Source organism: Streptomyces sp. NPDC050528, from assembly GCF_044457795.1.
GTDB lineage: Bacteria > Actinomycetota > Actinomycetes > Streptomycetales > Streptomycetaceae > Streptomyces.
Genome location: NZ_JBITHH010000021.1, coordinates 12,056 through 35,318, shown reverse-complemented (window position 1 = coordinate 35,318; position 23,263 = coordinate 12,056). Strand labels below are relative to the sequence as shown.

General features: G+C 67.9%; 18 protein-coding genes. 7 read left to right on the top strand and 11 right to left on the bottom strand.

The window, feature by feature from the left end; genetic code table 11:
• Positions 1 to 7: 7 nt before the first annotated feature.
• The 5 genes from ACIBK4_RS47040 (at position 8) to ACIBK4_RS47020 (ending at position 4,701) form a co-directional block, all read left to right on the top strand.
• Positions 8 to 520, top strand: a complete 513-nt coding sequence (locus ACIBK4_RS47040) for a R3H domain-containing nucleic acid-binding protein (protein WP_019055151.1) — start codon at positions 8 to 10, stop codon at positions 518 to 520.
• A 135-nt stretch (positions 521 to 655) separates the two neighbouring features.
• A complete protein-coding gene (gene rsmG, locus ACIBK4_RS47035; protein WP_399005748.1) occupies positions 656 to 1,372 on the top strand; it encodes a 16S rRNA (guanine(527)-N(7))-methyltransferase RsmG in 717 nt (238 codons plus the stop codon).
• Between the two features lie 249 nt (positions 1,373 to 1,621).
• Positions 1,622 to 2,695 (top strand): ParA family protein, encoded by a 1,074-nt coding sequence (locus tag ACIBK4_RS47030; RefSeq protein WP_078532690.1) that lies wholly within the window; start codon positions 1,622 to 1,624, stop codon positions 2,693 to 2,695.
• Positions 2,692 to 3,783, top strand: a complete 1,092-nt coding sequence (locus tag ACIBK4_RS47025; protein ID WP_399005746.1) for a ParB/RepB/Spo0J family partition protein — start codon at positions 2,692 to 2,694, stop codon at positions 3,781 to 3,783. The genes ACIBK4_RS47030 and ACIBK4_RS47025 overlap by 4 nt, the downstream gene beginning before the upstream one ends.
• A gap of 300 nt (positions 3,784 to 4,083) precedes the next feature.
• Positions 4,084 to 4,701 (top strand): GNAT family N-acetyltransferase, encoded by a 618-nt coding sequence (locus ACIBK4_RS47020; RefSeq protein ID WP_366433259.1) that lies wholly within the window; start codon positions 4,084 to 4,086, stop codon positions 4,699 to 4,701.
• A gap of 69 nt (positions 4,702 to 4,770) precedes the next feature.
• On the opposite strand, the gene trxA is transcribed toward ACIBK4_RS47020, so the two are convergent.
• The 7 genes from trxA to ACIBK4_RS46985 all read right to left on the bottom strand — a co-directional run bounded on the left by trxA (position 4,771) and on the right by ACIBK4_RS46985 (position 14,530).
• Entirely contained in the window at positions 4,771 to 5,106 is a 336-nt protein-coding gene (trxA, locus tag ACIBK4_RS47015; RefSeq protein ID WP_200676821.1) for a thioredoxin, read from the bottom strand.
• 42 nt (positions 5,107 to 5,148) lie between these two features.
• The gene (gene trxB, locus ACIBK4_RS47010; protein ID WP_399005743.1) at positions 5,149 to 6,117 is read right to left on the bottom strand and encodes a thioredoxin-disulfide reductase; all 969 of its coding nucleotides are present in this window, start codon (positions 6,115 to 6,117) and stop codon (positions 5,149 to 5,151) included.
• Positions 6,118 to 6,288: 171 nt separating this feature from the next.
• Positions 6,289 to 7,251 (bottom strand): anti-sigma factor family protein, encoded by a 963-nt coding sequence (locus ACIBK4_RS47005; RefSeq protein WP_399005741.1) that lies wholly within the window; start codon positions 7,249 to 7,251, stop codon positions 6,289 to 6,291.
• Positions 7,248 to 7,973, bottom strand: coding sequence for an RNA polymerase sigma factor SigM (gene sigM, locus ACIBK4_RS47000; protein WP_399005739.1), 726 nt, complete (start codon positions 7,971 to 7,973; stop codon positions 7,248 to 7,250). The genes ACIBK4_RS47005 and sigM overlap by 4 nt, the downstream gene beginning before the upstream one ends.
• A gap of 27 nt (positions 7,974 to 8,000) precedes the next feature.
• A complete protein-coding gene (locus ACIBK4_RS46995) occupies positions 8,001 to 9,719 on the bottom strand; it encodes a protein kinase family protein (RefSeq protein ID WP_399005737.1) in 1,719 nt (572 codons plus the stop codon).
• A gap of 118 nt (positions 9,720 to 9,837) precedes the next feature.
• Positions 9,838 to 12,084, bottom strand: coding sequence for a murein biosynthesis integral membrane protein MurJ (gene murJ, locus ACIBK4_RS46990; RefSeq protein WP_399005735.1), 2,247 nt, complete (start codon positions 12,082 to 12,084; stop codon positions 9,838 to 9,840).
• A 46-nt stretch (positions 12,085 to 12,130) separates the two neighbouring features.
• On the bottom strand, positions 12,131 to 14,530 hold the full coding sequence (locus tag ACIBK4_RS46985; RefSeq protein ID WP_399005733.1) for a DUF6049 family protein: 2,400 nt from the start codon (positions 14,528 to 14,530) through the stop codon (positions 12,131 to 12,133).
• A 258-nt stretch (positions 14,531 to 14,788) separates the two neighbouring features.
• Between ACIBK4_RS46985 and ACIBK4_RS46980 the strand changes: the two genes are divergently transcribed.
• Positions 14,789 to 16,231 (top strand): CCA tRNA nucleotidyltransferase, encoded by a 1,443-nt coding sequence (locus ACIBK4_RS46980; protein WP_399005731.1) that lies wholly within the window; start codon positions 14,789 to 14,791, stop codon positions 16,229 to 16,231.
• 103 nt (positions 16,232 to 16,334) lie between these two features.
• Here ACIBK4_RS46980 and ACIBK4_RS46975 read toward each other — a convergent pair whose 3' ends face one another.
• The 4 genes from ACIBK4_RS46975 to ACIBK4_RS46960 form a co-directional block, all read right to left on the bottom strand.
• A complete protein-coding gene (locus ACIBK4_RS46975; protein ID WP_399005729.1) occupies positions 16,335 to 16,928 on the bottom strand; it encodes a hypothetical protein in 594 nt (197 codons plus the stop codon).
• Between the two features lie 131 nt (positions 16,929 to 17,059).
• Positions 17,060 to 18,337 (bottom strand): MFS transporter, encoded by a 1,278-nt coding sequence (locus ACIBK4_RS46970; RefSeq protein WP_399005727.1) that lies wholly within the window; start codon positions 18,335 to 18,337, stop codon positions 17,060 to 17,062.
• Between the two features lie 74 nt (positions 18,338 to 18,411).
• The gene (locus ACIBK4_RS46965; protein WP_200713261.1) at positions 18,412 to 19,494 is read right to left on the bottom strand and encodes an inositol-3-phosphate synthase; all 1,083 of its coding nucleotides are present in this window, start codon (positions 19,492 to 19,494) and stop codon (positions 18,412 to 18,414) included.
• A gap of 44 nt (positions 19,495 to 19,538) precedes the next feature.
• Positions 19,539 to 20,225, bottom strand: a complete 687-nt coding sequence (locus ACIBK4_RS46960; protein ID WP_033285749.1) for a PadR family transcriptional regulator — start codon at positions 20,223 to 20,225, stop codon at positions 19,539 to 19,541.
• Positions 20,226 to 20,957: 732 nt separating this feature from the next.
• On the opposite strand from ACIBK4_RS46960, the gene ACIBK4_RS46955 reads away from it, so the two are divergent.
• The gene (locus ACIBK4_RS46955; protein WP_399006000.1) at positions 20,958 to 23,204 is read left to right on the top strand and encodes a transglycosylase domain-containing protein; all 2,247 of its coding nucleotides are present in this window, start codon (positions 20,958 to 20,960) and stop codon (positions 23,202 to 23,204) included.
• Positions 23,205 to 23,263 lie beyond the last annotated feature (59 nt).

The following is a 23,263-nucleotide window of genomic DNA, read 5'->3' as shown; positions in this document are numbered from 1 at the left end:
CCATCCCGTGACGGAAGGCACCACCTCCGCCGCTGCCGAGGGTGCAGACACCCTGTCCCGCCTGGAGCAGGAGGGCGAGATCGCGGCGGACTACCTCGAGGGTCTGCTGGACATCGCCGATCTCGACGGCGACATCGACATGGATGTCGAGGCCGACCGCGCCGCTGTCTCGATCATCAGCGACAGCAGCGGCCGCGACCTCCAGAAGCTCGTCGGCCGTGACGGTGAGGTGCTGGAGGCACTTCAGGAGCTCACCCGCCTGGCCGTGCACCGGGAGACCGGGGACCGCAGCCGGCTGATGCTGGACATCGCGGGCTACCGCGCCAAGAAGCGCACCGAGCTCTCCGAGCTGGGCGCCAAGGCCGCGGCCGACGTGAAGAACACCGGCGAGCCGGTGAAGCTGAATCCGATGACCCCGTTCGAGCGCAAGGTCGTGCACGACGCGGTCAAGGCCGCGGGACTGCGCAGCGAGTCGGAGGGCGAGGAGCCGCAGCGCTTCGTCGTCGTGCTTCCCGCCTGATCGGTCCCGACGTTCCACCGGCCCCGTCTGTCGATCAGACGGGGCCGAACTTTGTCAGCCTGATAGTCCTGTAGTTCTGGTGGTCCTGGTGATCAGCGCCCAATGCGCTTTTGCGGTACGGAAGGACGGTCCCCCGTGACGGAGGCAGCGGAGCTTCCCCCCGCGCCCGAGCAGGCGCGCGAGGTGTTCGGCGATCGCTTCGAGGATGTGGTCCGATACGCCGAGCTGCTCGCCGACGCGGGTGTGCAGCGCGGCCTGATCGGCCCGCGTGAGGTGCCCCGCCTGTGGGAGCGGCACCTGCTGAACTGCGCGGTCCTCTCGGAGGTCGTGCCGGACGGAGTGACGGTCTGCGACGTCGGCTCCGGCGCCGGCCTCCCGGGCATTCCCCTGGCCCTGGTCCGCGAGGACATCAAGATCACCCTCCTCGAACCCCTGCTCCGCCGTACGACCTTCCTCACCGAGGTCGTCGAACTCCTGGGCCTCGACCACGTCACCGTCGTACGGGGACGCGCCGAGGAGGTCATGGGCACCCTGCAGCCGGTCCATGTGGTGACGGCACGAGCCGTGGCCCCCCTGGAGCGACTGGCCACCTGGGGCATCCCACTGCTGCGTCCCTACGGCGAGATGCTCGCCCTCAAAGGGGACACGGCCGAGGAGGAGCTCAAGAGTGCGGCGACCGTGCTCAGCAAGCTCGGAGCCGTGGAGACGTCCATCCTGCAGGTCGGCGAAGGCATCGTCGATCCGCTGTCCACGGTGGTCCGTGTGGAGGTCGGAGAGAGCCCCGGCGGGGTTCGTTTCGCGGCCAAGCGGGCCAAGGCGGCTCGTACGGGGCGTACACGTCGGCGTCGTTGAGACTTACTCCACACAAGCTGCCAAAACTACGCATGCCGGAGTGTCGCGACAGTTCGGCCTCAGCTGCTGTGCATCGTGTTTCACGTGAAACGTCGCTCACTGCTGCACGGCATCATCGGTCGCACCCGCGCCGCGGCCGAACCCCGCGACCGGAAGCCTCTCGGATCACTCGGAGAGGGCACGGAGTTGTCCACAGAGGTGGAATTCTCCACAGAACAACAGGCCTCACTGGTTCACGACCCTGAAGACATGGGAGGCTCTGTTCATTGCGAGCCTGAAGTCGAGGAGAGTGAATCCTTGCGGTCCGACGCCAACATCGCGGGACCGATGACCGATCCGGTCCCCGGTCCCCGTACCGAGTCGATGGGGGAGGATGTTTCACGTGAAACACCGCCCCCTATGGACGACACTCCCATCGGTCGTGCTGCCCAACTGGCGGTGGAAGCCCTAGGTCGTGCCGGCGAGGGCCTGCCACGTCCTGAGCAGACCCGCATCATGGTCGTCGCCAACCAGAAGGGCGGGGTGGGCAAGACGACGACGACCGTCAATCTTGCCGCTTCGCTGGCACTGCACGGTGCCCGTGTTCTGGTGGTGGACCTCGACCCACAGGGCAATGCGTCCACAGCACTGGGGATCGACCACCACGCGGAAGTCCCTTCCATCTATGACGTGTTGGTCGACAGCCGGCCTCTCTCCGAGGTCGTGCAGCCGGTCCCCGATGTCGAGGGTCTCTTCTGTGCCCCTGCCACCATCGATCTCGCCGGTGCGGAGATCGAGTTGGTGTCCCTGGTGGCACGTGAGAGCAGACTGCAGCGGGCGATTCAGGCCTACGAGCAGCCGCTGGACTACATCCTCATCGACTGTCCGCCCTCGCTCGGCCTGCTGACGGTCAACGCGTTGGTCGCCGGCGCGGAGGTTCTCATCCCGATCCAGTGCGAGTACTACGCGCTGGAAGGCCTCGGACAGTTGCTCCGCAACGTCGACCTGGTACGGGGGCACCTCAACCCCAACCTGCATGTGTCGACCATCCTGCTCACCATGTATGACGGCCGGACGCGTCTTGCGTCCCAGGTCGCGGACGAGGTGCGCAGTCACTTCGGCGACGAGGTGCTGCGGACGAGCATTCCCCGCTCGGTCCGTATCTCCGAGGCACCGAGTTATGGGCAGACGGTACTGACCTACGATCCCGGATCGAGCGGTGCCCTCTCCTACTTTGAGGCGGCAAGGGAAATCGCGCTGAAGGGTGTGGGCGTCAGCTACGACGCGCCGCATGCGCACATCGGCGCTCAGAGCGACCAGAGCATGGTGGAGGGCATCCAGTGAGCGAGCGACGGAGGGGTTTGGGCCGTGGGCTCGGCGCACTGATCCCCGCAGCCCCGACCGGGGAGAAGACGGTGGCGCCGGCCGCCATGGGGTCCGCGTCCCCCACAGCTGTTCCGGTCATCACCGGCGACCGGGGGGTGGCCGCAGCGAAGGTCACCACGCTGCCGCCGGTTTCCTACGACACGGAGGAGCCGTCGTCGAACGGCGCCGTGGAGACGTTCGCGCCTCCCATCGGTGCCCACTTCGCTGAGCTGCCTCTCGACTCCATCACGCCGAACTCGCGCCAGCCGCGTGAGGTCTTCGACGAGGACGCACTGCAAGAGCTCGTCACCTCCATCAAGGAGGTCGGTCTCCTCCAGCCCGTCGTCGTACGGCAGATCGGCCCGACGAGCTACGAGCTCATCATGGGCGAGCGGCGCTGGCGGGCCTGTCGTGAGGCGGGCCTGGAGGCGATCCCGGCGATCGTGCGGGCCACGGACGACGAGAAGCTTCTCCTGGACGCCCTCCTGGAGAACCTGCACCGCGCCCAGCTGAACCCGCTCGAAGAGGCGGCTGCCTACGACCAGTTGCTCAAGGACTTCAACTGCACGCACGACCAGCTGGCGGACCGCATCGGGCGGTCGCGTCCGCAGGTCTCCAACACGCTGCGTCTGCTGAAGCTCTCGCCGTCGGTCCAGCGCCGTGTCGCCGCCGGAGTGCTCTCCGCCGGTCACGCCCGGGCGCTGCTTTCCGTCGACGACTCGGAGGAGCAGGACCGGCTGGCCCACCGGATCGTGGCCGAGGGGCTCTCGGTGCGGGCCGTCGAGGAGATCGTGACCCTGATGGGTTCACGGCCCCAGACGGCTCAGCGCTCCAAGGGACCGCGGGCCGGCGCCCTGGTCTCCCCGGCGCTGTCCGATCTCGCCACGCGTCTCTCCGATCGCTTCGAGACCCGGGTGAAGGTCGACCTGGGCCAGAAGAAGGGCAAGATCACTGTCGAGTTCGCCTCGATGGAGGACCTTGAGCGCATCCTCGGTTCGTTGGCTCCGGGCGAGGGGCCAGTCCTGCAGCGGAGTCTGCTGGACGACGACGCGGAGGACGAAGCCTGAGCCGCCCGAGCAGCAGAGCGGGCCGTGTCCGGTGTGTACCGGAACGCGGCCCGCTCTTTGCTTTCTGTCGGTATCGATGCAATCGCATCATCGATACGATGCCTTCGGGTATGGCGCATCCACCTGGCAGCACCTCTAAGGGGAGGCGGGGGCCATGCGAACGGTGAGCCGCACCGGACTGGTGAGCGCGGGTCTGGGCCTGGGGGCAGTCGGCGGGTTCGTCGGCAGTCTGCTCAGGGAACGCAGCGCTCTGACAGCCGCTCGTGACGCTGCGGGCGAAGGAAGCGAGGATCAGCCTTCATGGGGCGTCGGCTCGTACCGCTCACGCTGGACAACCTCCCGGACATTCCCAACCGTTGTCAGTCGTGCGTCTTCTGGGAGCTGGACCCCGTCAGGGGGCAAGCCGCGGTAAAGGCGGGCACGGCGTCCCTGGAGAAGGAAGCCTGGATCTCCGCCGTCCTGCTGGACTGGGGCTCCTGCGGACGGGTCGTCTACGTCGATGACGTGCCGGTGGGCTTCGTCCTCTACGCGCCGCCTGCCTATGTCCCCCGCTCGACGGCATTTCCCACGAGTCCCGTGTCGCCGGACGCCGTGCAGTTGATGACGTCGTTCATCATGCCGGGCTACCAGGGTCAGGGACTGGGGCGGGTCATGGTTCAGACGGTCGCCAAGGATCTGCTGCGGCGGGGCTTCAAGGCGATCGAAGCCTTCGGTGATGCCCACGGGAAAGAAGCTGCCTGCGTGCTGCCGGCCGATCATCTGCTCGCCGTGGGCTTCAAGACGGTCCGTCAGCATCCCGCCTATCCACGGCTGCGGCTGGAGCTGCGCACGACGCTCTCCTGGAAGGAAGACGTGGAGATGGCGCTCGATCGCTTGCTGGGGGCGGTACAGAAGGAACCAGCGCTTCGACCGCTCTAAAGCAAAGGGGCCGACTCCTAGGAGTCGGCCCCTTCATGTTTCACGTGAAACACGGTTTCACGTGAAACATCACTTGGCAGCGATGAACTCGTCCAGGTCGCGAAGGATCGCGGCCTTCGGCTTGGCACCGACGATGGTCTTGGCGACCTCGCCACCCTGGTAGACGTTCAGGGTCGGGATCGACATCACGCCGTAGCGGGCGGCCGTCGCAGGGTTCTCGTCGATGTTGAGCTTGACGATCTCGATCTGGTCGCCGTGCTCGGCGGCGATGGCTTCGAGGGACGGAGCGATCTGGCGGCACGGGCCGCACCAGGACGCCCAGAAGTCCACCAGGACAGGCTTGTCGCTCTTGAGGACGTCCTCGTCGAAGGAAGCGTCGGTCACATTCTTCAGAGTGCCGGCCACGGCGGGCTCCTTAACTTGATCGTGCGGTGGGGAGGATGGGGGTCAGACGGTGGTCTTCGCAGGCTCTGCCTGCTCCTTGTCGGCGAGGGCGGCAAGGAAGTGCTCGGTGTCCAGAGCGGCGGAGCAGCCGGTGCCGGCGGCGGTGATCGCCTGGCGGTAGGTGTGGTCGACGACGTCACCGGCGCCGAAGACACCGGTCAGGTTGGTCCGGGTCGAGGGCGCCTCGACCTTCAGGTAGCCCTCTCCGTCCAGGTCCAGCTGGCCCTTGAAGAGCTCCGTGCGCGGGTCGTGGCCGATCGCGATGAACAGGCCCGTCACCGCCAGGTCCGAGAGTTCCCCGGTCTTCAGGTTGCGCAGCTTGAGGCCGGAGAGCTTGGGGTCGCCCTCGATCTCGGCGACCTCGCTGTCCCAGGCGAACTTGATCTTCGGGTCGGCGAAGGCGCGTTCCTGCATCGCCTTGGAGGCACGCAGGCTGTCCCGGCGGTGGACGATCGTCACGGACTTGGCGAAGCGCGAGAGGAAGGTCGCTTCCTCCATCGCCGTGTCGCCACCACCGATGACGGCGATGTCCTGGTCCTTGAAGAAGAACCCGTCACAGGTGGCACACCACGAGACACCCCGGCCGGAGAGCGCGTCCTCGTTCGGCAGGCCCAGCTTGCGGTGCTGAGAGCCGGTGGTGACGATGACAGCCTTCGCCTGGTGCACGGTGCCCGAGGTGTCCGTGACGGTCTTGATCTCACCGGTCAGGTCGACGGAGACCACGTCGTCCGGGATCAGCTCGGCGCCGAAGCGCTCGGCCTGGGCGCGCATGTTGTCCATGAGCTCGGGGCCCATGATGCCGTCCTGGAAGCCCGGGAAGTTCTCGACCTCGGTGGTGTTCATCAGTGCGCCACCAGCGGTGACGGCACCCTCGAACACCAGCGGCTTCAGCGACGCGCGCGCGGTGTAGAGCGCCGCCGTGTAGCCGGCGGGCCCGGAGCCGATAATGATCACGTTTCGGACGTCGCTCACGGCTTGGTTCCTCGTCTCTGGACTGCGTCAGTACGACCGGTGGGAGCCCCTCTCAGAACCTCCACCCCACCCAACGGATCCTACGGGGCCCGCATTCCCGCTGTGTCCGGGCACACGGAGACAGCACTCGGTAGGGAAGTACCACGGCGGATGGAGAAGAGACGCCCGTCGTCAGGAATGCGCGAACGACTTCGTCAGAAGGACCTTGCCAGGAGTGGACGTCTGCCCGCTCACGCAGGCCGCGTCGACGACGTACGCCATGACCCGGCTGTTGTCGGAGGCGTCGGGCAGCACCACGAGATAAGCGGTGGTCCCGTCGTAGGTGCCCTTCTGGAAACCGAGGACATCCGTGTTGCCGCGGTCGATGCCCTGACGGATGCAGTCCGGGATGGAGTCGGAAGGCTGGATCAGGGTTTTGGGAGTCTTGACGGTGGACTCCGCGTCGGGGTGGGACTCGGCGTTCCAGGGTTTCTCGGTCTTGGTGCCCTGACTCGTGGACGTCTTGGTGGAGAGGAGATCCGAGACCTCCTTCTCCAGGTTCCCCTTGGAGAAGGTGTCCGCCGAGCTCGTCGCGTTTCCCCGAGCCGCGTCGGACGACTTGTTGTCGCCCAGCGACTGGAGAAAGAGAGAGCCGGCTCCCAGAACGGCCGCGGTGAATACGGCGCCCAGGACGATCCTTCCGCGCCGTCCGCCACGGTTCCGTGCCTTACGTTCCTTGGTGCGTCCGGGACCGGTCGCCGCGTGTGCGTGTCCTGACGGGCGGTCCGCCGTAGGCGATGTTTCACGTGAAACATGCGTCTCGGTGTGCTCGCCGTCCTCGCTCGATGTGTCGCGGGATGCGCTGACCAACGTCGGCGGGGTCAAGGACTCGGGGGCAGTGGCACCCAGCAGAGCCTCTGCGGCGAGGGCCGCGTCGATACGGCCCGCGACTTCGGCGGGCATGCGCGGCGGGCCGGGCATGCTGCCCAGCAGACCCCGGATCTCCTCCAGTGAGTCGTGGACGTCCGCACAGAGTTCGCACTCGTCCAGATGCCGGCGTACCTCGGCTCCCCTGGATGATGGGAGAAGGCCCTCGGTGAGGTCGGAGATCTCCGCGACGTCCGGGTGCCCGGCCGTGTCTGTCGTGGATGTCACGCTCGCCCACCTCCGCCCTTCACAGCAGCTGAATCGCTCGGCCCTGCATCCTTGGGACCTCCGTCGCGGGGTCCCGCTGCCGGTGGGACGGATGTCCCCTGCGCCCGGTTCCGTCCTGCGCCCGGTTCCTTGCCGTCACCGGCTCTTTCCGGCCGTAGATGAGTGAGCAGCGGCAGCAGTCTGGCTCTTCCGCGGGCGCAGCGGCTCTTGACCGTGCCGGTCGGCACATCGAGCATGCGGGCCGCCTCCGCGACGGGGTAGCCCTGCATGTCCACGAGGACGAGCGCGGCGCGCTGGTCGGGCGGGAGAGTGCCGAGGGCTTCCAGCAGTTGGCGGTGCAGGTCGTTGCGCTCCGCGGGAGCCGAGGCCGACTCGTGCGGTTCCAGGAGCTGTTCCAGGCGTTCCGTGTCGTCGACCGGAGAGGTCTTCCTGGAGGCCGCCTTGCGGGCGCGGTCCAGGCAGGCGTTCACCGTGATGCGGTGCAGCCAGGTTGTGACGGCCGACTGGCCGCGGAAGGTGTGGGCGGCCCGGTAGGCGGAGACGAGGGCGTCCTGCACCGCGTCAGCGGCCTCCTCGCGGTCTCCCAGCGTGCGCAGGGCCACGGCCCAGAGCCGGTCCCGGTGTCGCCGTACGAGCTCACCGAAGGCCTCCGGGTCGCCTTCAACATGGCGGGCGAGCAGATCCTGATCGCTCGTCCCGTCGTATCCGGCGCCTTCCGCCATCGGACCCCCTCCCCCTCCGGTGAGACGTCAGCCCGTGAACTTCACGTCGGTGATGGCCTGCTTGTAGCCGGCGCCGCTGTAGCCGTCGCTCGGTGCGCTCGGCACGTCGGTGATCCACAGCAGTACGTACTGCGTCTTCAACGATTTCGTCGCCTTCACCGTGAGAGAGGTTCCGCTGGTGGTGGCGGTTCCGATCTCGGTCATGCCGTCGACTTCCGTCGAGGGGGTGAGCGAGTCGGTGGCGTAAAGATGGATCGTCGTGTGGTTCCCGGTGTAGCGGAGCCCTATCGAAGCGGTCGAGATCGTCTTGGCCGAGCCGAGGTCGTAGACGATACCCACGCCGGGCTTGTAGGGCGCCAGCTTGGGACCGGAGTTGTAGCGCTTGGTCCGCCAGTACGTGGTGCTGTCACCGTCGTACGTCTTGGCGACGTCGCCCGGTGCCTGGGCATCCCCGCTCGCGACGTACTCCTTCGCGCCTTGGATCGTTATGGGAGTGGTCGGCTTCGTCTTGTCGCCGGTCTTGTCGTTCCCGTCCGTCGTCTGCGTCTGCTTCGTGTCCTCGGACTTGTTGCCCTGGTCCATGAGCGCGTCGGCGAGCTGCCAACTGCCCAGGCCCAGCGCGGCGATCAGCAGCGCGGACACGGCCCACTTGAGGGCCTTGCCGGTGCGGCTCTGCAGCGGGGGCGGCGGGGTCTGCAGGACCTGGGTGGCACCGGGATGCGACGACGGGCGGCCGTACGTGCCCTGTTGGTACGTCGTGCGCTGGTACTCGGGCGGCGCGGTGAACGCGGGCTCCGGCGGGCGGATGCGGGGCATCTCGCCGATCGCCTTCACCAGCTCCTCCGGCGTGGTGCAGGCCGCTTCGTGCCGGGAGGCTGTGGCACCGTCGTTGACGAGCGCGCGCATGGCGAGCTCCGACAGACCCCGGTGGACACCCGCGCGCACCTGGTCGGGGGCGATGAGACCGACACCCTTGGGCAGCCCGGACAGACCGTAGGCATCGCTCTCGTACGGCCAGCGCTGGGTGAGCGCCGCGTACAGCAGGGCGCCGATCGCCTCCGTGTCCGTGCGCTGCGGGGTGTCCGAACTGATGCCGCGCAGCGCGGCGTTGACGGCCAGACCGCGGATGCGCCACTGACCGGACGAGGTGCGCAGCACGGCGTTCGGGTTCAGCCGCAGATGGGCCAGGCCCTCGCGGTGCGCGGCGGCCATGGCCGAGGCGATCTGACTGACCATCTGGTAGGCGTCGTGCACCTCCAGCGGGCCGGGAGCCAGAAGCGCCGTCAGTTCCGTGGCGTCGGGCAGCCATTCGTGCACGACGTAGACGAGGTCGTTCTCCTCCACGGCGTCCAGGACCTGGACGAAGCGGGGGTCGCCCAGCAGCGCCGAGGAACGGGCCGCGGCCAGCACGGAACGGGCCCTCGCATGATCCGCGGGCAGGATGTGGACGCCGACGGCACGGCGGAGTTTCTCGTCCACCGCGCGCCAACTGCTGAAGCCGTCCAGACGGGTGACGCACTCTTCGAGGCGATAGCGTCTGGCGAGCTTGTGACCGCTGTGCAGTTCGGGAGGCGAGACCTTCTCGGTTTCCTCGATCCCGCCACTCCCCTGTGCCTTGTCGCTCTCCGTGTCCCGCTCCGGGTTCTGGGCCACCCCGTCGGCCGTGGCCTGGTCCGCCTTGGCGGTCAGCGGCTCGTCGCCGCTGTTGTCTGCCACGTCGACGGCAGCCGTGCTCCGTTCCGCCACCGTCGCTCCTGCCTCCCCATCCGTTGCACGCTGTCCGACGCCGAAACCAATTGTGCCCACAGTCTGCCGCTATGCACGACACACAGCGGCGGACGATGGTTGTGCGTGTGCCCCCGCCTCAGCGCCCCAAGCGCCCGCGCACCATGCCCACGAGGGAGTTGAGCTCCTCGATGCGCATGCGGCGGGCCGCGACGTAGAAGATTCCGAGCAGTACCGCACCGCCCACCAGAAGGGCGGCGAACGAGCCGACGACCCCCTGGCCGAGCGTATGACCGATCCCGTAGCAAGCCGCACCACTGAGCAGTGCGGCCGGCACGGAGGCGATACAGAGCCGAGCGTACGTCCGCATAACACGAGCGCCGTCCAGGTCGCCGTTCAGCCGCTTGCGCAGCCGGTTCCAGGCGACACCGACACCGGTCGCGTACGCGAGGCCGTACGAGGCCGCCATGCCCACCACGGCCCAGCGGGCCGGGAGCACGAAGTAACAGACCGCCGAGGCGCCCGCGTTGACCGCGGCGACGATGACGGTGTTGTAGAAGGGCGTCCGGGTGTCCTCGTAGGCGTAGAAGGCACGCAGGACGACGTACTGCACCGAGTACGGGATCAGGCCGAGGGCGAAGGCCATCAGCATGAAGCCCATGTTCGTCGCCTCGCTGGTGCCCGAGGAGCCGAAGATCAGGGTGCACATCGGGATGCCGAGCGAGAGGAGGCCGAAGGCGATCGGCACGATCGCCACGGCGGTGGTGCGCAGCCCCTGGGAGATGTCGTCGCGGACGGCACCTCCGTCGCCCTCCGCCGCCGAGCGCGAGATGCGCGGCAGCAGCGCGGCCATCAGGGAGACGGTGATGATCGCCTGGGGCAGGCCCCAGATGAGCTGTGCGTTGGCGTAGGCGGCGAAGCCGGTGCCGTCGACGGGCGAGGCCTTGCCCGCGGAGGTGGACAGCTGGGACACGACGATCGCGCCGGCCTGGTTGGCGAGGACGAAGAGGACGGTCCACTTGGCGAGCGTCGCGGCCTTGCCGAGTCCGTGGCCGCGCCAGTCGAAGCGCAGCCGCAGCCGGAACCCGGTCTCCCGCAGGTACGGGATCATCGCGAGCGCCTGGACGACCAGGCCGAGCAGCACACCGATGCCGAGCAGCCGCTGGCCCTCCGGCGGGATGTTCGTGACCTTCATGCCGGAGTTCGCGGAGGTGCCGTACACCCAGATGAACATGCCGAGCGTCACGATGATGACGACGTTGTTGAGGACCGGGGTCCACATCATCGCGCCGAACTTGCCGCGCGCGTTCAGGATCTGGCCCATCACGACGTGGACGCCCATGAAGAAGATCGAGGGCAGGAAGTAGCGGACGAAGGTGACACCCACCTCGTTGGCCGCCGGGTCGCTGGCCACCGAGTCGGACAGCAGACGGATCAGGAGGGGTGCCGCGACGACCGCGAGCGCGGTGAGCGCACCCAACGCCACCATGACGAGGGTCAGCAGCCGGTTGGCGAACGCCTCGCCGCCGTCGTCGTCCTCCTTCATGGCGCGCACGAGCTGCGGCACGAAGACGGAGTTCAGGCCGCCGCCCACGGTCAGGATGTAGATCATCGTCGGCAGCTGGTAGGCGACCTGGAAGGTGTCACCGAGCATGCCGACACCCAGCGCCGAGACGATCAGCGCGGAGCGGACGAAGCCGGTCAGGCGGGAGACCATCGTGCCCGCCGCCATCACGGCACTCGACTTCAGCAGGCCGGAGGCCTTGCCGCCCTTCTTGGCAGCGGCCGCGGGCGCAGGTGCCGGCGCTGTAGGCGTGAGCTGCATCGTGGCATCGGACATCGGCGCCGGGGGCGCCTGGCCCGAGGGCGGAGCCGGGGACGGGCCGGGGACCGCCGGGGAGTCCATCTGTGGACGTCCGCCGCTCTGGCCCTGGTCCCGGAAGAGATGCGCGAAGGCATCCGGCTCGTGGTGCTCCTCGCCGGCCCCGGTCACCAGGTCGTCCACGCCCACGAACTGGGTGGTCCGGGCGTCGTCGCCGTACGGCAGGTACTGGGTGGGGCCCTCCGGCTCGGGCGCCGGGGTCTGCGCCCACACGCGGGGGTCGGGGGCGTACGGGGACTGGGGCGGCTGCGCGTAGAGCGGGGGCTGTGGCTGGTACGTGCCCGGAGGCGGCGGGGGGTGGGCGGCGCGGTCGTAGAGCGCCTCGGCGACCGGGTCCTGGGCGGAGAGGTCCTGCGCCCGGTAGGGGTCCTGGTCGTAGGCGTCCTGGAGGTACATGTCCGCGGGGGGCTGCGGCGGCACCTGGCCGTGTTCGGGCGGCGGACCCTCGGGGTAGCCCGAGCCGCCCGCGCCCTGACCGCGGTCACCGTCGTACGGCGCGTTCATGGTTACCCCACCTCATCGTCCCCGGGCCCACCGGCCACGACATCGCTCAACGGTCCACTCTCTCACCCGTGCCGGACGGGTCGGCGCTTTCCGGTGCGGTGTCCGGTGTCGGGTCACTCGGGTGCTCCGGGTCGTCTGCCCGGGACGGAGTGTCGGACTCCTCCTTGAGACGGTCCTGGGGGCCTTCGGGGTTCTCCGGGCCGCCGGTTTCCTCGGCAGCCCCGTCGTCGGGTCCGTCGGGACCGTCCTCGGCCTGACGGGCGACGGCGCGCTTGCGGTGCGTGTACATCCGGAAGCCGGCGAGGACGAGCAGCAGGACACCGCCGCCGATGACCAGCATGACGGTGGCCGTGACCTCGGTGACCTTCACGTCGAAGTTGACGGCCTGTCCGTACTTCTGGCCGTCCTCCGTGTACAGCTGGGCGGTGACGCCCACCTTGCCGTTGGCGTTGGCCGACGTGGTGAACTTCACGGACTGGCTGTGCCCGCCGTTGACCGTGACCTGCTGCTCCGTGTAGGCCTTGCCCTTGATTTTCAGGCGCGTGGGGTTCGTCGAGGTGAGGCGCAGGATCAGGTGGTCGACGCCCTGCACGAGGTTGTTCTGCACGGTCACGGGGATCGTGGCGCTGCGGCCCGAGAGCTTGGTCTCGGACTTGTCGATCAGTTTCACCTGGTTGGTGAGGTCGTCGAGGTAATTCAGCACGCTCTGGCGGAAGTTGGCCGCCTCGCCGGCCTGCCCCCGCCACGACGCGGACATCTCACGGTTCATGGCCCGCCCGAACGGGGTCACGACCCGGGACTCGTCGGTGAGGATCACCCGGAAGTTGTCGAGCTTGTCCTGGGTGGCCGCGATCTGCTCGAAGGCCGATTTCGGCAGCTCCTGCTTGCGCAGTGAGGAGGGGTACGAGGAGGAGGACGGGATCTTCGTGGTGGCGTTCGGGTCGGGCTTGGCCTTGGCCGCCGCAGCGAGGTCCTGCGGCTCGCTCCAGGTGCTGCTCTGGAGGGTCGTCAACGCCTCGGCCATCGTCTGGGCCTGGCTCCCGGTCGGCATGCGCGGCGGGGCGACGACGACGCTGCGCTGCTTGTCCGTCTGGAGGTCGAGCGCCAGGCTCTGGGCGAGGAACCGCTGCTCGGCGAGCGTGGCGGCCCCGGCCTTCGTCAGGTCGCCCTCGAACGCCGTCGAGAGTCGTGCGTCCGCGACCACCGCCGTCGTACCGCCGCCGATGGGGCGGGCGGCGGAGGGCGTGTACGACAGGCCGCCGGTCTCCTGGAGGCTGTCGCTGCGGGCGATCACCTTGTCGGCGCCGGCCGAGGTGGCGACCTTGATGATCGACGGGTCCACGGCGCCGCTCACCGGCCACGCGAAGTCCGTGGTCGGCGTCACGTGGAGCACCGTCTCCACGGTGCTCGCGGCGACGTCCGTGGCGTCCTTGAGGTGGCTCAGGGAGCCGGTGACGCTGGTGCCGTTGTGGGCGAGGGACGCCAGGTCCGGGTCGGCGAAGGGGAGGGCGACGACCTCCTTGTCCGCCACCGCCGACTGCAACTCGGCGAGCCATGCCTTGGCGACGGCCTGGTGGGTGCCCGTCGTCGTGGTGTCGCCGTCCCCCTGGATCTTGTAGCTGCTGGTCATCGCGTCGACGGAGGCGAGCAGGTCCGGGTCGATCACCCAGGTGACGTCGAGATCCTTGCCGAGCGACAGCATCTGGTCGAGGCGGCCGCCGGGGGAGATCTCCTTGGCGAGGTCGTCGTTGAGGAAGACCGGCGTCTGCTGCTCGTTGGAACCCGTCTGCGCCGTCATGTGGACGCCCGAGACGAGCGGCCACAGATACGTCGTCTTCGTCTTCGTGTCCGCCTCGTCGGGCTGCCACGGCAGGAAGGTCCGCTGGATGCCCAGCACCTGCTCCCACGGCTGCGCCGAGGTCTGGCCGGACAGCGAGACGCCGAGCGGGTAGACGCCGTCGTCACCGAGGTCCAGCTTGTCGACCGGCACGGAGAGGGTGAAGGGCTCGGCGACGCCCGGAGTGAGTTTCGAGAACTGCTCGGTGTACTTGTCGCCGACCTCCGAGCCGTCGACGCCCTGGATGTAGTCGGTGCGCTTGGCGACGGTGTCGATGGCCGAGCGGGTGCTCAGCGCCTGGCCCAGACGCAGGCCCACATGGGCGTCGGTGACCGCCTGCTTGCCGTTGTTGGTCACCGTCCCGGAGACGGTCAGTGTGTCCCCGTCCGTGGGGACGCTGGGGCTGAGCGTGTCCAGGGAGATCGAGACCGTCTGCGAGCCGGAGGCGGCCTGCGCGGACGTCTGCTCGGCCGCACCGGCGGGCGTGACGGCGGACAGCTGGAGGAGGCCGGTCAGCAGAGGCGCCCCGGCGAGCAGTGCGCCGGTGCGCCGCAGCCACCGGCGGGCAGGTGAGGGACACGTCCCCTGGAAGTCTGCCGCCTCGGCCACGCGCTCGCCCGTCCCTCGTCATCGTCAGTGGTCGTCGCAATGTGCGTCCACGCATGGTAACGATGCGCGCTGAGGGGAAGTGCCGCGGTCTGCTCCACAAGATCGGAGAACAGCGCCGGGCCGTCCCGTATGTGCCCGTATAAAGGGGAGCACTCGGGTACGTCGCAAGGGCAGCGCTTGCGCGGGTATCAGGGGACGTGTCCGTGGACATTTAATGGAGGCGCTGACGATGGCCCGGGCCACGTACCCTTTTCTGTTGTGCCGAACGCCAACGAAGACAACCCCAGTGCCCTGAGCCAGGAGCAGCACCACGCGGTGAGCGAGATGCTGCGGGTGACTCCCGTCGCCGACGAACTCGGCCGCCGTTTCCAGGAGGCCGGGTTCTCCCTCGCCCTGGTCGGCGGACCGGTCCGGGACGCGCTGCTCGGCCGGCTCGGCAACGACCTGGACTTCACGACGGACGCCCGCCCCGAGGACGTACTGAAGATCGTCCGGCCGTGGGCGGACGCCGTGTGGGAGGTCGGGATCGCCTTCGGCACGGTCGGTGCGCAAAAGGACGGCTACCAGATCGAGGTGACCACCTATCGGTCGGAGGCGTACGACCGGACCTCGCGCAAGCCCGAGGTGTCGTACGGCGACTCCATCGAGGAGGACCTCGTCCGGCGCGACTTCACGGTGAACGCGATGGCTGTCGCGTTCCCGGAGAGGGAGTTCATCGACCCGCACGGCGGTCTCGACGACCTCGCGGCCCGGGTGCTCCGGACCCCGGGCACTCCCGAGGCTTCCTTCTCGGACGATCCCCTGCGGATGATGCGGGCGGCACGCTTCGCCGCTCAGCTCGACTTCGAGGTCGCTCCCGAGGTCGTCGCGGCGATGACGGAGATGTCCGGGCGGATCGAGATCGTCTCGGCCGAGCGGGTGCGGGACGAGCTGAACAAGCTGATCCTCTCCCCGCACCCCCGCAAGGGGCTGGCCCTGCTGGTCGACACCGGACTCGCCGACCACGTCCTGCCCGAGCTTCCCGCCCTCCGGCTGGAGAGCGACGAGCACCACCGGCACAAGGACGTCTACGAACACACACTGATCGTTCTGGAGCAGGCGATCGAACTGGAGGAGAACGGTCCCGACCTCGTCCTCCGCCTCGCCGCACTGCTGCACGACATCGGCAAGCCGCGCACGCGCCGCTTCGAGAACGACGGCCGGGTCTCGTTCCACCACCACGAGGTGGTCGGCGCGAAGATGACCAAGAAGCGCATGCTGGCGCTCAAGTACTCCAACGACCTGGTGAAGGACGTCTCGCGTCTCGTCGAACTTCACCTGCGTTTCCACGGCTACGGCACCGGCGAGTGGACCGACTCGGCCGTCCGCCGCTATGTCCGTGACGCCGGCCCGCTCCTCGATCGTCTCCACAAGCTGACCCGCTCGGACTGCACCACACGGAACAAGCGCAGGGCCGCCGCGCTGTCCCGTGCGTACGACGGTCTGGAGGAGCGCATCGCTCAACTCCAGGAGCAGGAGGAGCTGGACTCGATTCGGCCCGACCTCGACGGCAACCAGATCATGGAGATCCTGGGCGTCACGCCCGGGCCGGTCATCGGCCGTGCGTACAAGTTCCTGCTGGAACTGCGGCTGGAGAACGGGCCGATGGAGCATGAGGCGGCGGTGGCCGCGCTCAAGGAGTGGTGGGCCTCGGAGAGCTGAGGCCGTGAAACGGGGTCATGTTTCACGTGAAACATGACCCCGGGCAGCATCAGGGGCGGTGTTTCACGTGAAACATGGGACACCGTCTCTCGCCGTATCCGCCCTACTTCGAGTAGTCCTTCAGGCAGAGCAGGAAGTTACTGCCGTCACCGCTCTCGGTGTACGAGTACTGGAAGTCCTTTGCGGCCGCTGTGCACTTGGCGTTGGCCTCCGACTCGGAGTACTTGCCGCTGATCTTGGCGAGCACCGTGTACTGGGCCTTTGAGTCGCTGCACTTCACGACCTCAAGGTCCGGATTGGTGTCGCTGGTGCTGCCGCGGTGCATGCAGTCCCCGACCTTGGCGGTGTCGGCGTCGTCCTGGCTCGATATGACGCCGTAGGCGATCGCGCCGATACCTATCACGATGACGACGGCGAGCCGGATCAGCTTGGGGCTGAACTTGCGCTTCGGCTGCGGCGGGACCGGAGCGTACGGGCCCGCTCCCTGCGGCGGGAAACCGGGCTGGCCGGGCTGCTGCGGGTAGCCGCCGTGGGGCGGGTACGGAGCCTGGGCCTGCGGCGGGTAGGGCGCCGGAGTCTGGGCCTGCGGCGGGTACGGTGCCGGCGTCTGAGGCTGGCCGTAGGGCTGCTGGTCCTGGGCGTAGGGATTCGGGCCCTGGGCGTATGGGTTCGGGCCCTGAGGCGGCGGAGTAGTCACTGGGTTCCCCCCTGGAACGTGGACGCATGGCACGGCATGACCCTTGGTCCGGCGTGCGGCATGATGCGAAATAAGACGCCCGTAAGCTACCTGCCCCCACTGACACCGCTGTGGCCCGGAGCGGCTCCGTATCAGTGATGTGACACTCTCCGGCGCTCAAAATGGGCCATAGCCGCAGCAACTGTTCCGTAGACGGCGGCCACGGTGAGCACCAGCACCGCTGAGCGGCCGTCAGGGGGAAGCATCAGCGCGGCCATCGCGGCGGCGCCGACGAAAGCGACGTTGAACAGCACGTCGTAGACGGAGAAGACGCGGCCGCGGAAGCCGTCGTCGACCGAGAACTGCACGATCGTGTCCGTGGCGATCTTCGCGCCCTGTGTGGTCAGGCCCAGGACGAAGGCCGCCGCCAGCATCGGGGCGGTGGTGAACGGGAGGCCGAGGGCCGGTTCCAGGAACGCGGCGCCCGCGGCGCACACGGCGATCCAGCGGCCGGGGCCGAGTCGTCCCGCGGCCCAGGGTGTCACCACGGCCGCCACGAAGAAGCCGGCGCCGGACACCCCCAACGCCAGCCCCAGCAGGCGCAGTCCGTCGTCCGGGGTCGAGGAGAGGGCGTAGCGGCAGAGCATCAGCAGGAGGACGGTCAGGGCGCCGTAGCAGAATCGCATCAGGGTCATCGCGGCGAGTGCCCAGACGGCCTGTCTGCGTTGTGGCGCGGCGAGATGGCGTATCGCCGCCGTCAGGTCGCGGGCGGTGCCGGCGAGGGCTGTGGCGAGGCGGGGGTGGGTCAACGCGCGGTCGGGGCCGAGGAGTTCGGGGGCCATGCGCAGGGAGGTGAGGGCCGCGCACAGGTACAGGGCGGCTCCCAGCAGGACGACGGCCGCGTCGGTGTCCGCGACCAGCAGCCGGACGAGGAAGGCGAGGCCGCCGCCGACCGTCGCCGCGAGTGTTCCGGCCGTGGGGGAAAGGGAGTTGGCGACGACCAGGCGCTCGTCGTCGACCACGCGCGGGAGCGCGGCGGACAGACCCGCGAGGACGAAGCGGTTGACCGCGGTGACGCACAGGGCGGAGACATAGAAGAGCCAGTCCGGGACGTGGCTCAGCATCAGGACGGCTGTCAGCGCGGCCAGCAGGGCGCGCAGCAGGTTGCCGTAGAGGAAGACCTGGCGGCGGCGCCAGCGGTCCAGGAGGACGCCGGCGAAGGGGCCGATGAGGGAGTACGGGAGGAGCAGGACCGCCATCGCGGAGGCGATCGCGGCGGCCGAGGTCTGTTTCTCCGGGGAGAAGACGACGTAGGCGGCGAGTGCGACCTGGTAGACGCCGTCCGCGCCCTGGGAGAGGAGGCGCACGGCGAGCAGGCGGCGGAAGCCCTGGAAGCGCAGGAGGATGCGCAGGTCACGGACGACGGCCATGGGCACAGCCTCACATACGAGGAGGGTCCCCGGGCGGAATGCCCGGGGACCCTCGACGACCGAACCAGCGGGTCCTAGCGCTCGACCTCGCCCTTGATGAACTTCTCGACGTTCGCGTAGGCCTCGTCGTCGAAGTACTGGACCGGCGGGGACTTCATGAAGTAGCTCGACGCGGAGAGGATCGGGCCGCCGATGCCGCGGTCCTTGGCGATCTTCGCGGCGCGCAGGGCGTCGATGATGACACCCGCGGAGTTCGGGGAATCCCAGACCTCCAGCTTGTACTCCAGGTTCAGCGGGACGTCGCCGAAGGCACGGCCTTCGAGACGGACGTAGGCCCACTTGCGGTCGTCGAGCCACTGGACGTAGTCCGACGGGCCGATGTGGACGTTCTTCTCGCCCAGGTCGCGGTCCGGGATCTGCGAGGTGACGGCCTGCGTCTTCGAGATCTTCTTGGACTCGAGGCGGTCGCGCTCCAGCATGTTCTTGAAGTCCATGTTGCCGCCGACGTTGAGCTGCATCGTGCGCTCGAGGCGGACACCGCGGTCTTCGAACAGCTTGGCCATCACACGGTGCGTGATGGTGGCGCCGACCTGCGACTTGATGTCGTCGCCGACGATCGGGACGCCGGCCTCGGTGAACTTGTCCGCCCACTCCTTGGTGCCGGCGATGAAGACCGGGAGGGCGTTGACGAAGGCGACCTTGGCGTCGATGGCGCACTGGGCGTAGAACTTGGCCGCGTCCTCGGAACCGACGGGCAGGTAGCAGATCAGGACGTCGACCTGCTTGTCCTTGAGGATCTGGACGACGTCGACCGGGGTCTCGTCGGACTCCTCGATCGTCATGCGGTAGTACTTGCCCAGGCCGTCGAGCGTGTGACCGCGCTGGACCGTGACGCCCTTGTTCGGGACGTCGCAGATCTTGATGGTGTTGTTCTCACTGGCACCGATGGCGTCCGAGAGGTCGAGACCGACCTTCTTCGCGTCGACGTCGAACGCGGCGACGAACTCGACGTCACCGACGTGGTAGTCGCCGAACTGGACGTGCATCAGGCCGGGCACCTTGGCCGCCGGATCGGCGTCCTTGTAGTACTCGACGCCCTGTACCAGCGAGGCGGCGCAGTTGCCCACGCCGACGATGGCTACGCGAACCGAACCCATTCCGGTTGCTCCCTGTGTGTGCGAGGTGAGGCCCTGACTGGACCTCATGTGGTGGTTTCGTCGGACGGATCCGGCCCGGGGGTGGCGCCCCCGAGCCGGGGCAGGCCGCCCGACTCCCCAGATGTGCTGTCCTGCTGAGCGGAGCCTCCGGAGGCAGGACCCTTCAGGTCCCGTCCGGCACGCTCGCTCTCGATGAGCTCGTTCAGCCAGCGCACTTCGCGCTCCACGGACTCCATTCCGTGGCGCTGCAGCTCAAGCGTGTAGTCGTCGAGGCGCTCCCGGGTCCGCGCCAGGGAGGTGCGCATCTTGTCGAGGCGCTCCTCCAGCCGGCTGCGGCGACCTTCCAGTACGCGCATGCGTACGTCGCGTGACGTCTGCCCGAAGAAGGCGAAACGAGCGGCGAAATGTTCGTCCTCGTACGCGTCGGGCCCCGTCTGCGAGAGCAGCTCCTCGAAGTGCTCCTTACCTTCCGCCGTCAACCGGTAGACGATCTTGGCGCGACGTCCCGCGAGGGTGGCGGTAAGGGCGTCCTCGGGGGTGTTCCCCGTCTCCTCGATCAACCAGCCGTTGGCGACCAGCGTCTTGAGGCAGGGGTAGAGCGTCCCGTAGCTGAACGCACGGAACACACCGAGTGACGTGTTGAGTCGTTTCCGCAGCTCGTAGCCGTGCATCGGGGATTCGCGGAGCAGGCCGAGGATGGCGAACTCGAGGATGCCGGAGCGTCTGCTCATCGTCGCCTCCTTCCTGTCCGCGGTCCGTCCGTGACGGTCTTTATGCCGAGCTGATGTATCGACTCGATACATCCAGACGATAGAACGGCCTTCCGGATGCGACAAGTGGGGAGATGGTGAGCGGCGTCACATCACTGATTCGTTGGAATCAAGTTGCCTGATTTGGGGTGAACTTCGGCGCTAAGCAGGTTTTGACGGTGCGTAGTCTGTCCGGCATGCACACCACCGGGAACCAAGTGACGCGTGGGGGCGTCGACGTCCCCGGCGCGGTACGGATGAATGCAGAACCGACCACATCCGTACTTCGGGGGGACCGGAAACCAGCCGCCGTTTCCAGGCGCGCACGGATGCGCCTGCCCGAGGAGTAATCGTTCGATGAGCGAGCACCGTCGCAAACCGCCGCAGCCGCAGGGAGGCGGACGTGCCGCGGCCCGACGCGGCCAGTCCGGACCGACCCCCGGCCGCCGCGCGGCACCGCGAGGCGCCACCACCGGGTCTCCCTCCGACTCCTATGGGTCGAACCCCGCCGAGGGGGGTGAGGAGCGCCAGTACGGCAGCCGCGCCGAAGCACGTCGGGCTGCCCAGAGAGGCGGCGGCCGTCGCAGAGAGCCCGCCGGCCAAGGTCCCGGCGGCCCGAGCGGGCCCGGCCGTGGCAGAGGCCGCGCTCCCGCGCCCGGCAAGAAGCGGTTCATCGACTATCCGCGCTTCGGCAAGTACGGATGGCGCCGCTGGATGCCCTCCTGGCGCCTGGTCTCCGGCCTCTGCGTGTTCTTCTTCGGCAGCCTGGTGGCCGCGGTCGGTGTCGGCTACGCGATGGTCGGCATCCCCAGCGAGAACACGGCGGCCAAGTCGCAGAACAACGTCTACTACTGGTCCAACGGCGACCAGATGGTCGCCACGGGCACCGGCGCCAACCGCCAGAACATCACCATCGAGCAGATCCCCAAGGCCATGCAGTGGTCGGTGATCTCGGCCGAGAACAAGAGCTTCTACACGGACTCGGGCGTCGACCCCATGGGCATCGCCCGGGCCCTGGCCAACATGGCCCGGGGCGGTGAGACGCAGGGTGGCTCGACGATCACCCAGCAGTTCGTCAAGAACACCTACCTGAGCCAGGAACAGACGGTCACCCGTAAGTTCAAGGAGATGTTCATCTCCATCAAGGTGGGCACCCAGCTCAGCAAGGACCAGGTCCTCCAGGGCTACCTGAACACCTCGTACTACGGCCGCGGCGCCTACGGCATACAGGCCGCCGCGCAGACCTACTACGGCGTGGACGCGGTCAAGCTGACGCCGAGTCAGTGCGCCTTCCTGGCGGCTCTGTTGAAGGGTCCGACGTACTACGACCCGATCGGTGCCACGAACATCGATCCCGCGGCGGACTCCAAGTCCAACACCGCCCGCTCCAAGGCCCGCTGGAGCTGGATCCTCGAACAGATGCACAACGACAAGCACATCACGGACGCCGAGTACCAGACGGCCATCAAGAAGTACCCCATGCCGCAGGGGCTCAAGGCGACCAAGGGCATGACCGGCCAGATCAGCTATCTGGTGGACACGGCCAAGAAGTACGTCCTGAACCACTCGAACATCTCGCAGACCGAGTTCGACCAGGGCGGCTACCAGATCTACACGACCTTCCAGAAGGACAAGGTCAACGAACTGAGCGCGGCCGTGAAGAAGATCCAGAAAGAGCGCATCGATCCGAAGAAGCGCAGTCTGGACAAGTACGTCCAGTTCGGCGCGGCCTCGGTGGTGCCCAACGACGGAGCGATCGTCGCCCTCTACGGAGGCGACGGTTACGAGAACGGCCACTTCACCAACAACGCCGACACCTCGGGTGTCCCCGTGGGTTCGACCTGGAAGCCGTTCGTGCTCGCCGCGGCCATGGAGTACGGCACGTACAAGACCGACGGCGTCGGGATCTCGCCGCTCAGCAAGTACAACGGCGACGACCATCTCAAGGTCAGACAGCAGAACGGCTCATACGTCCTGAACAAGGACAACTCGATCTTCTACCAGAACAACGAGAGTGATTACGCCTGGGGCTACATCTCGCTCCGCAAGGCGATGGAGCAGTCCATCAACACCCCGTACGTCCAGCTCGGTGTCGACGTCGGGATGACGAAGGTGCGGGACGTCGCCGAGGCGTCGGGCATCCTGGAGGGCAGTATGGCGAAGAACCTCAACCCGTCCTTCGCCATTGGTACGTCGACCCCCAGCGCGATCCGGATGGCCGATGCCTATGCGACGTTCGCCGCCTCGGGCAAGCAGGCGGACCCGTATTCGGTGACCGCCGTCAAGCGCGACGGCCAGTCGCTGTCCGGCTTCACCAAGCCGACGGTGAAGCCGGCGATGCCGGAGAACGTGGCGAACAACGTCACGGACACCCTGGAGAACGTCATCCAGAACGGTACGGCGAAGAGCGCGAAGGCTTTGGGCCGTGCGGCGGCCGGTAAAACCGGTACCACCGACAGCAACAAGTCGGCCTGGTTCGTCGGCTACACCCAGCAGCTCTCGACGTCGATCGCGATGTTCCGTGAGAATCCGAAGGACGCCAAGCTGCTTTCCATGAACGGTACGGCCGGCGTCGCCTCCATCCATGGTGGTGACATTCCGACGTCGATCTGGACCGAGTACATGGAGGCCGCGCTGAAGGGCAAGTCGGACCCCGGCTTCCCGGACGCGACCAAGATCGACAAGGTGTCGAACGAGGACGGTGCTCCGACTCCCACTCCGACGCCCGTGGTGACGCCGAGCGAGACGCCCAGCGAGACACCGAGCGAGACGCCCAGCGAGACGCCGAGTTCGACACCTTCGCCGACCGACACCTGCCAGTTCAGCTGGCAGTGCGGCGACACCGGCGGCACCGACGGAGGTACGACGTCCACGCCGACGGACACGGCCACCGCTACGGAAAGCAGCGGCAGTAATAGAGGCAACGGCAATGGAGGTCTCTTCGGCGGCTCAACGGGCTGACCGATAAAAAGAGGCCGGTGTCCGACGCCATTCAATGGCGTCGGACACCGGCCTCTTTC

Coding starts and splice junctions, on each gene's coding strand:
- ACIBK4_RS46965 (WP_200713261.1), bottom strand. CDS start 19,494: ATGGGTTCGGTTCGCGTAGCCATCGTCGGCGTGGGCAACTGCGCCGCC.
- ACIBK4_RS46960 (WP_033285749.1), bottom strand. CDS start 20,225: ATGAGCAGACGCTCCGGCATCCTCGAGTTCGCCATCCTCGGCCTGCTC.
- sigM (WP_399005739.1), bottom strand. CDS start 7,973: ATGGCGGAAGGCGCCGGATACGACGGGACGAGCGATCAGGATCTGCTC.
- ACIBK4_RS46955 (WP_399006000.1), top strand. CDS start 20,958: ATGCCCTCCTGGCGCCTGGTCTCCGGCCTCTGCGTGTTCTTCTTCGGC.
- ACIBK4_RS47030 (WP_078532690.1), top strand. CDS start 1,622: ATGGGAGGCTCTGTTCATTGCGAGCCTGAAGTCGAGGAGAGTGAATCC.
- ACIBK4_RS47020 (WP_366433259.1), top strand. CDS start 4,084: ATGGGGCGTCGGCTCGTACCGCTCACGCTGGACAACCTCCCGGACATT.
- ACIBK4_RS46970 (WP_399005727.1), bottom strand. CDS start 18,337: ATGGCCGTCGTCCGTGACCTGCGCATCCTCCTGCGCTTCCAGGGCTTC.
- murJ (WP_399005735.1), bottom strand. CDS start 12,084: ATGAACGCGCCGTACGACGGTGACCGCGGTCAGGGCGCGGGCGGCTCG.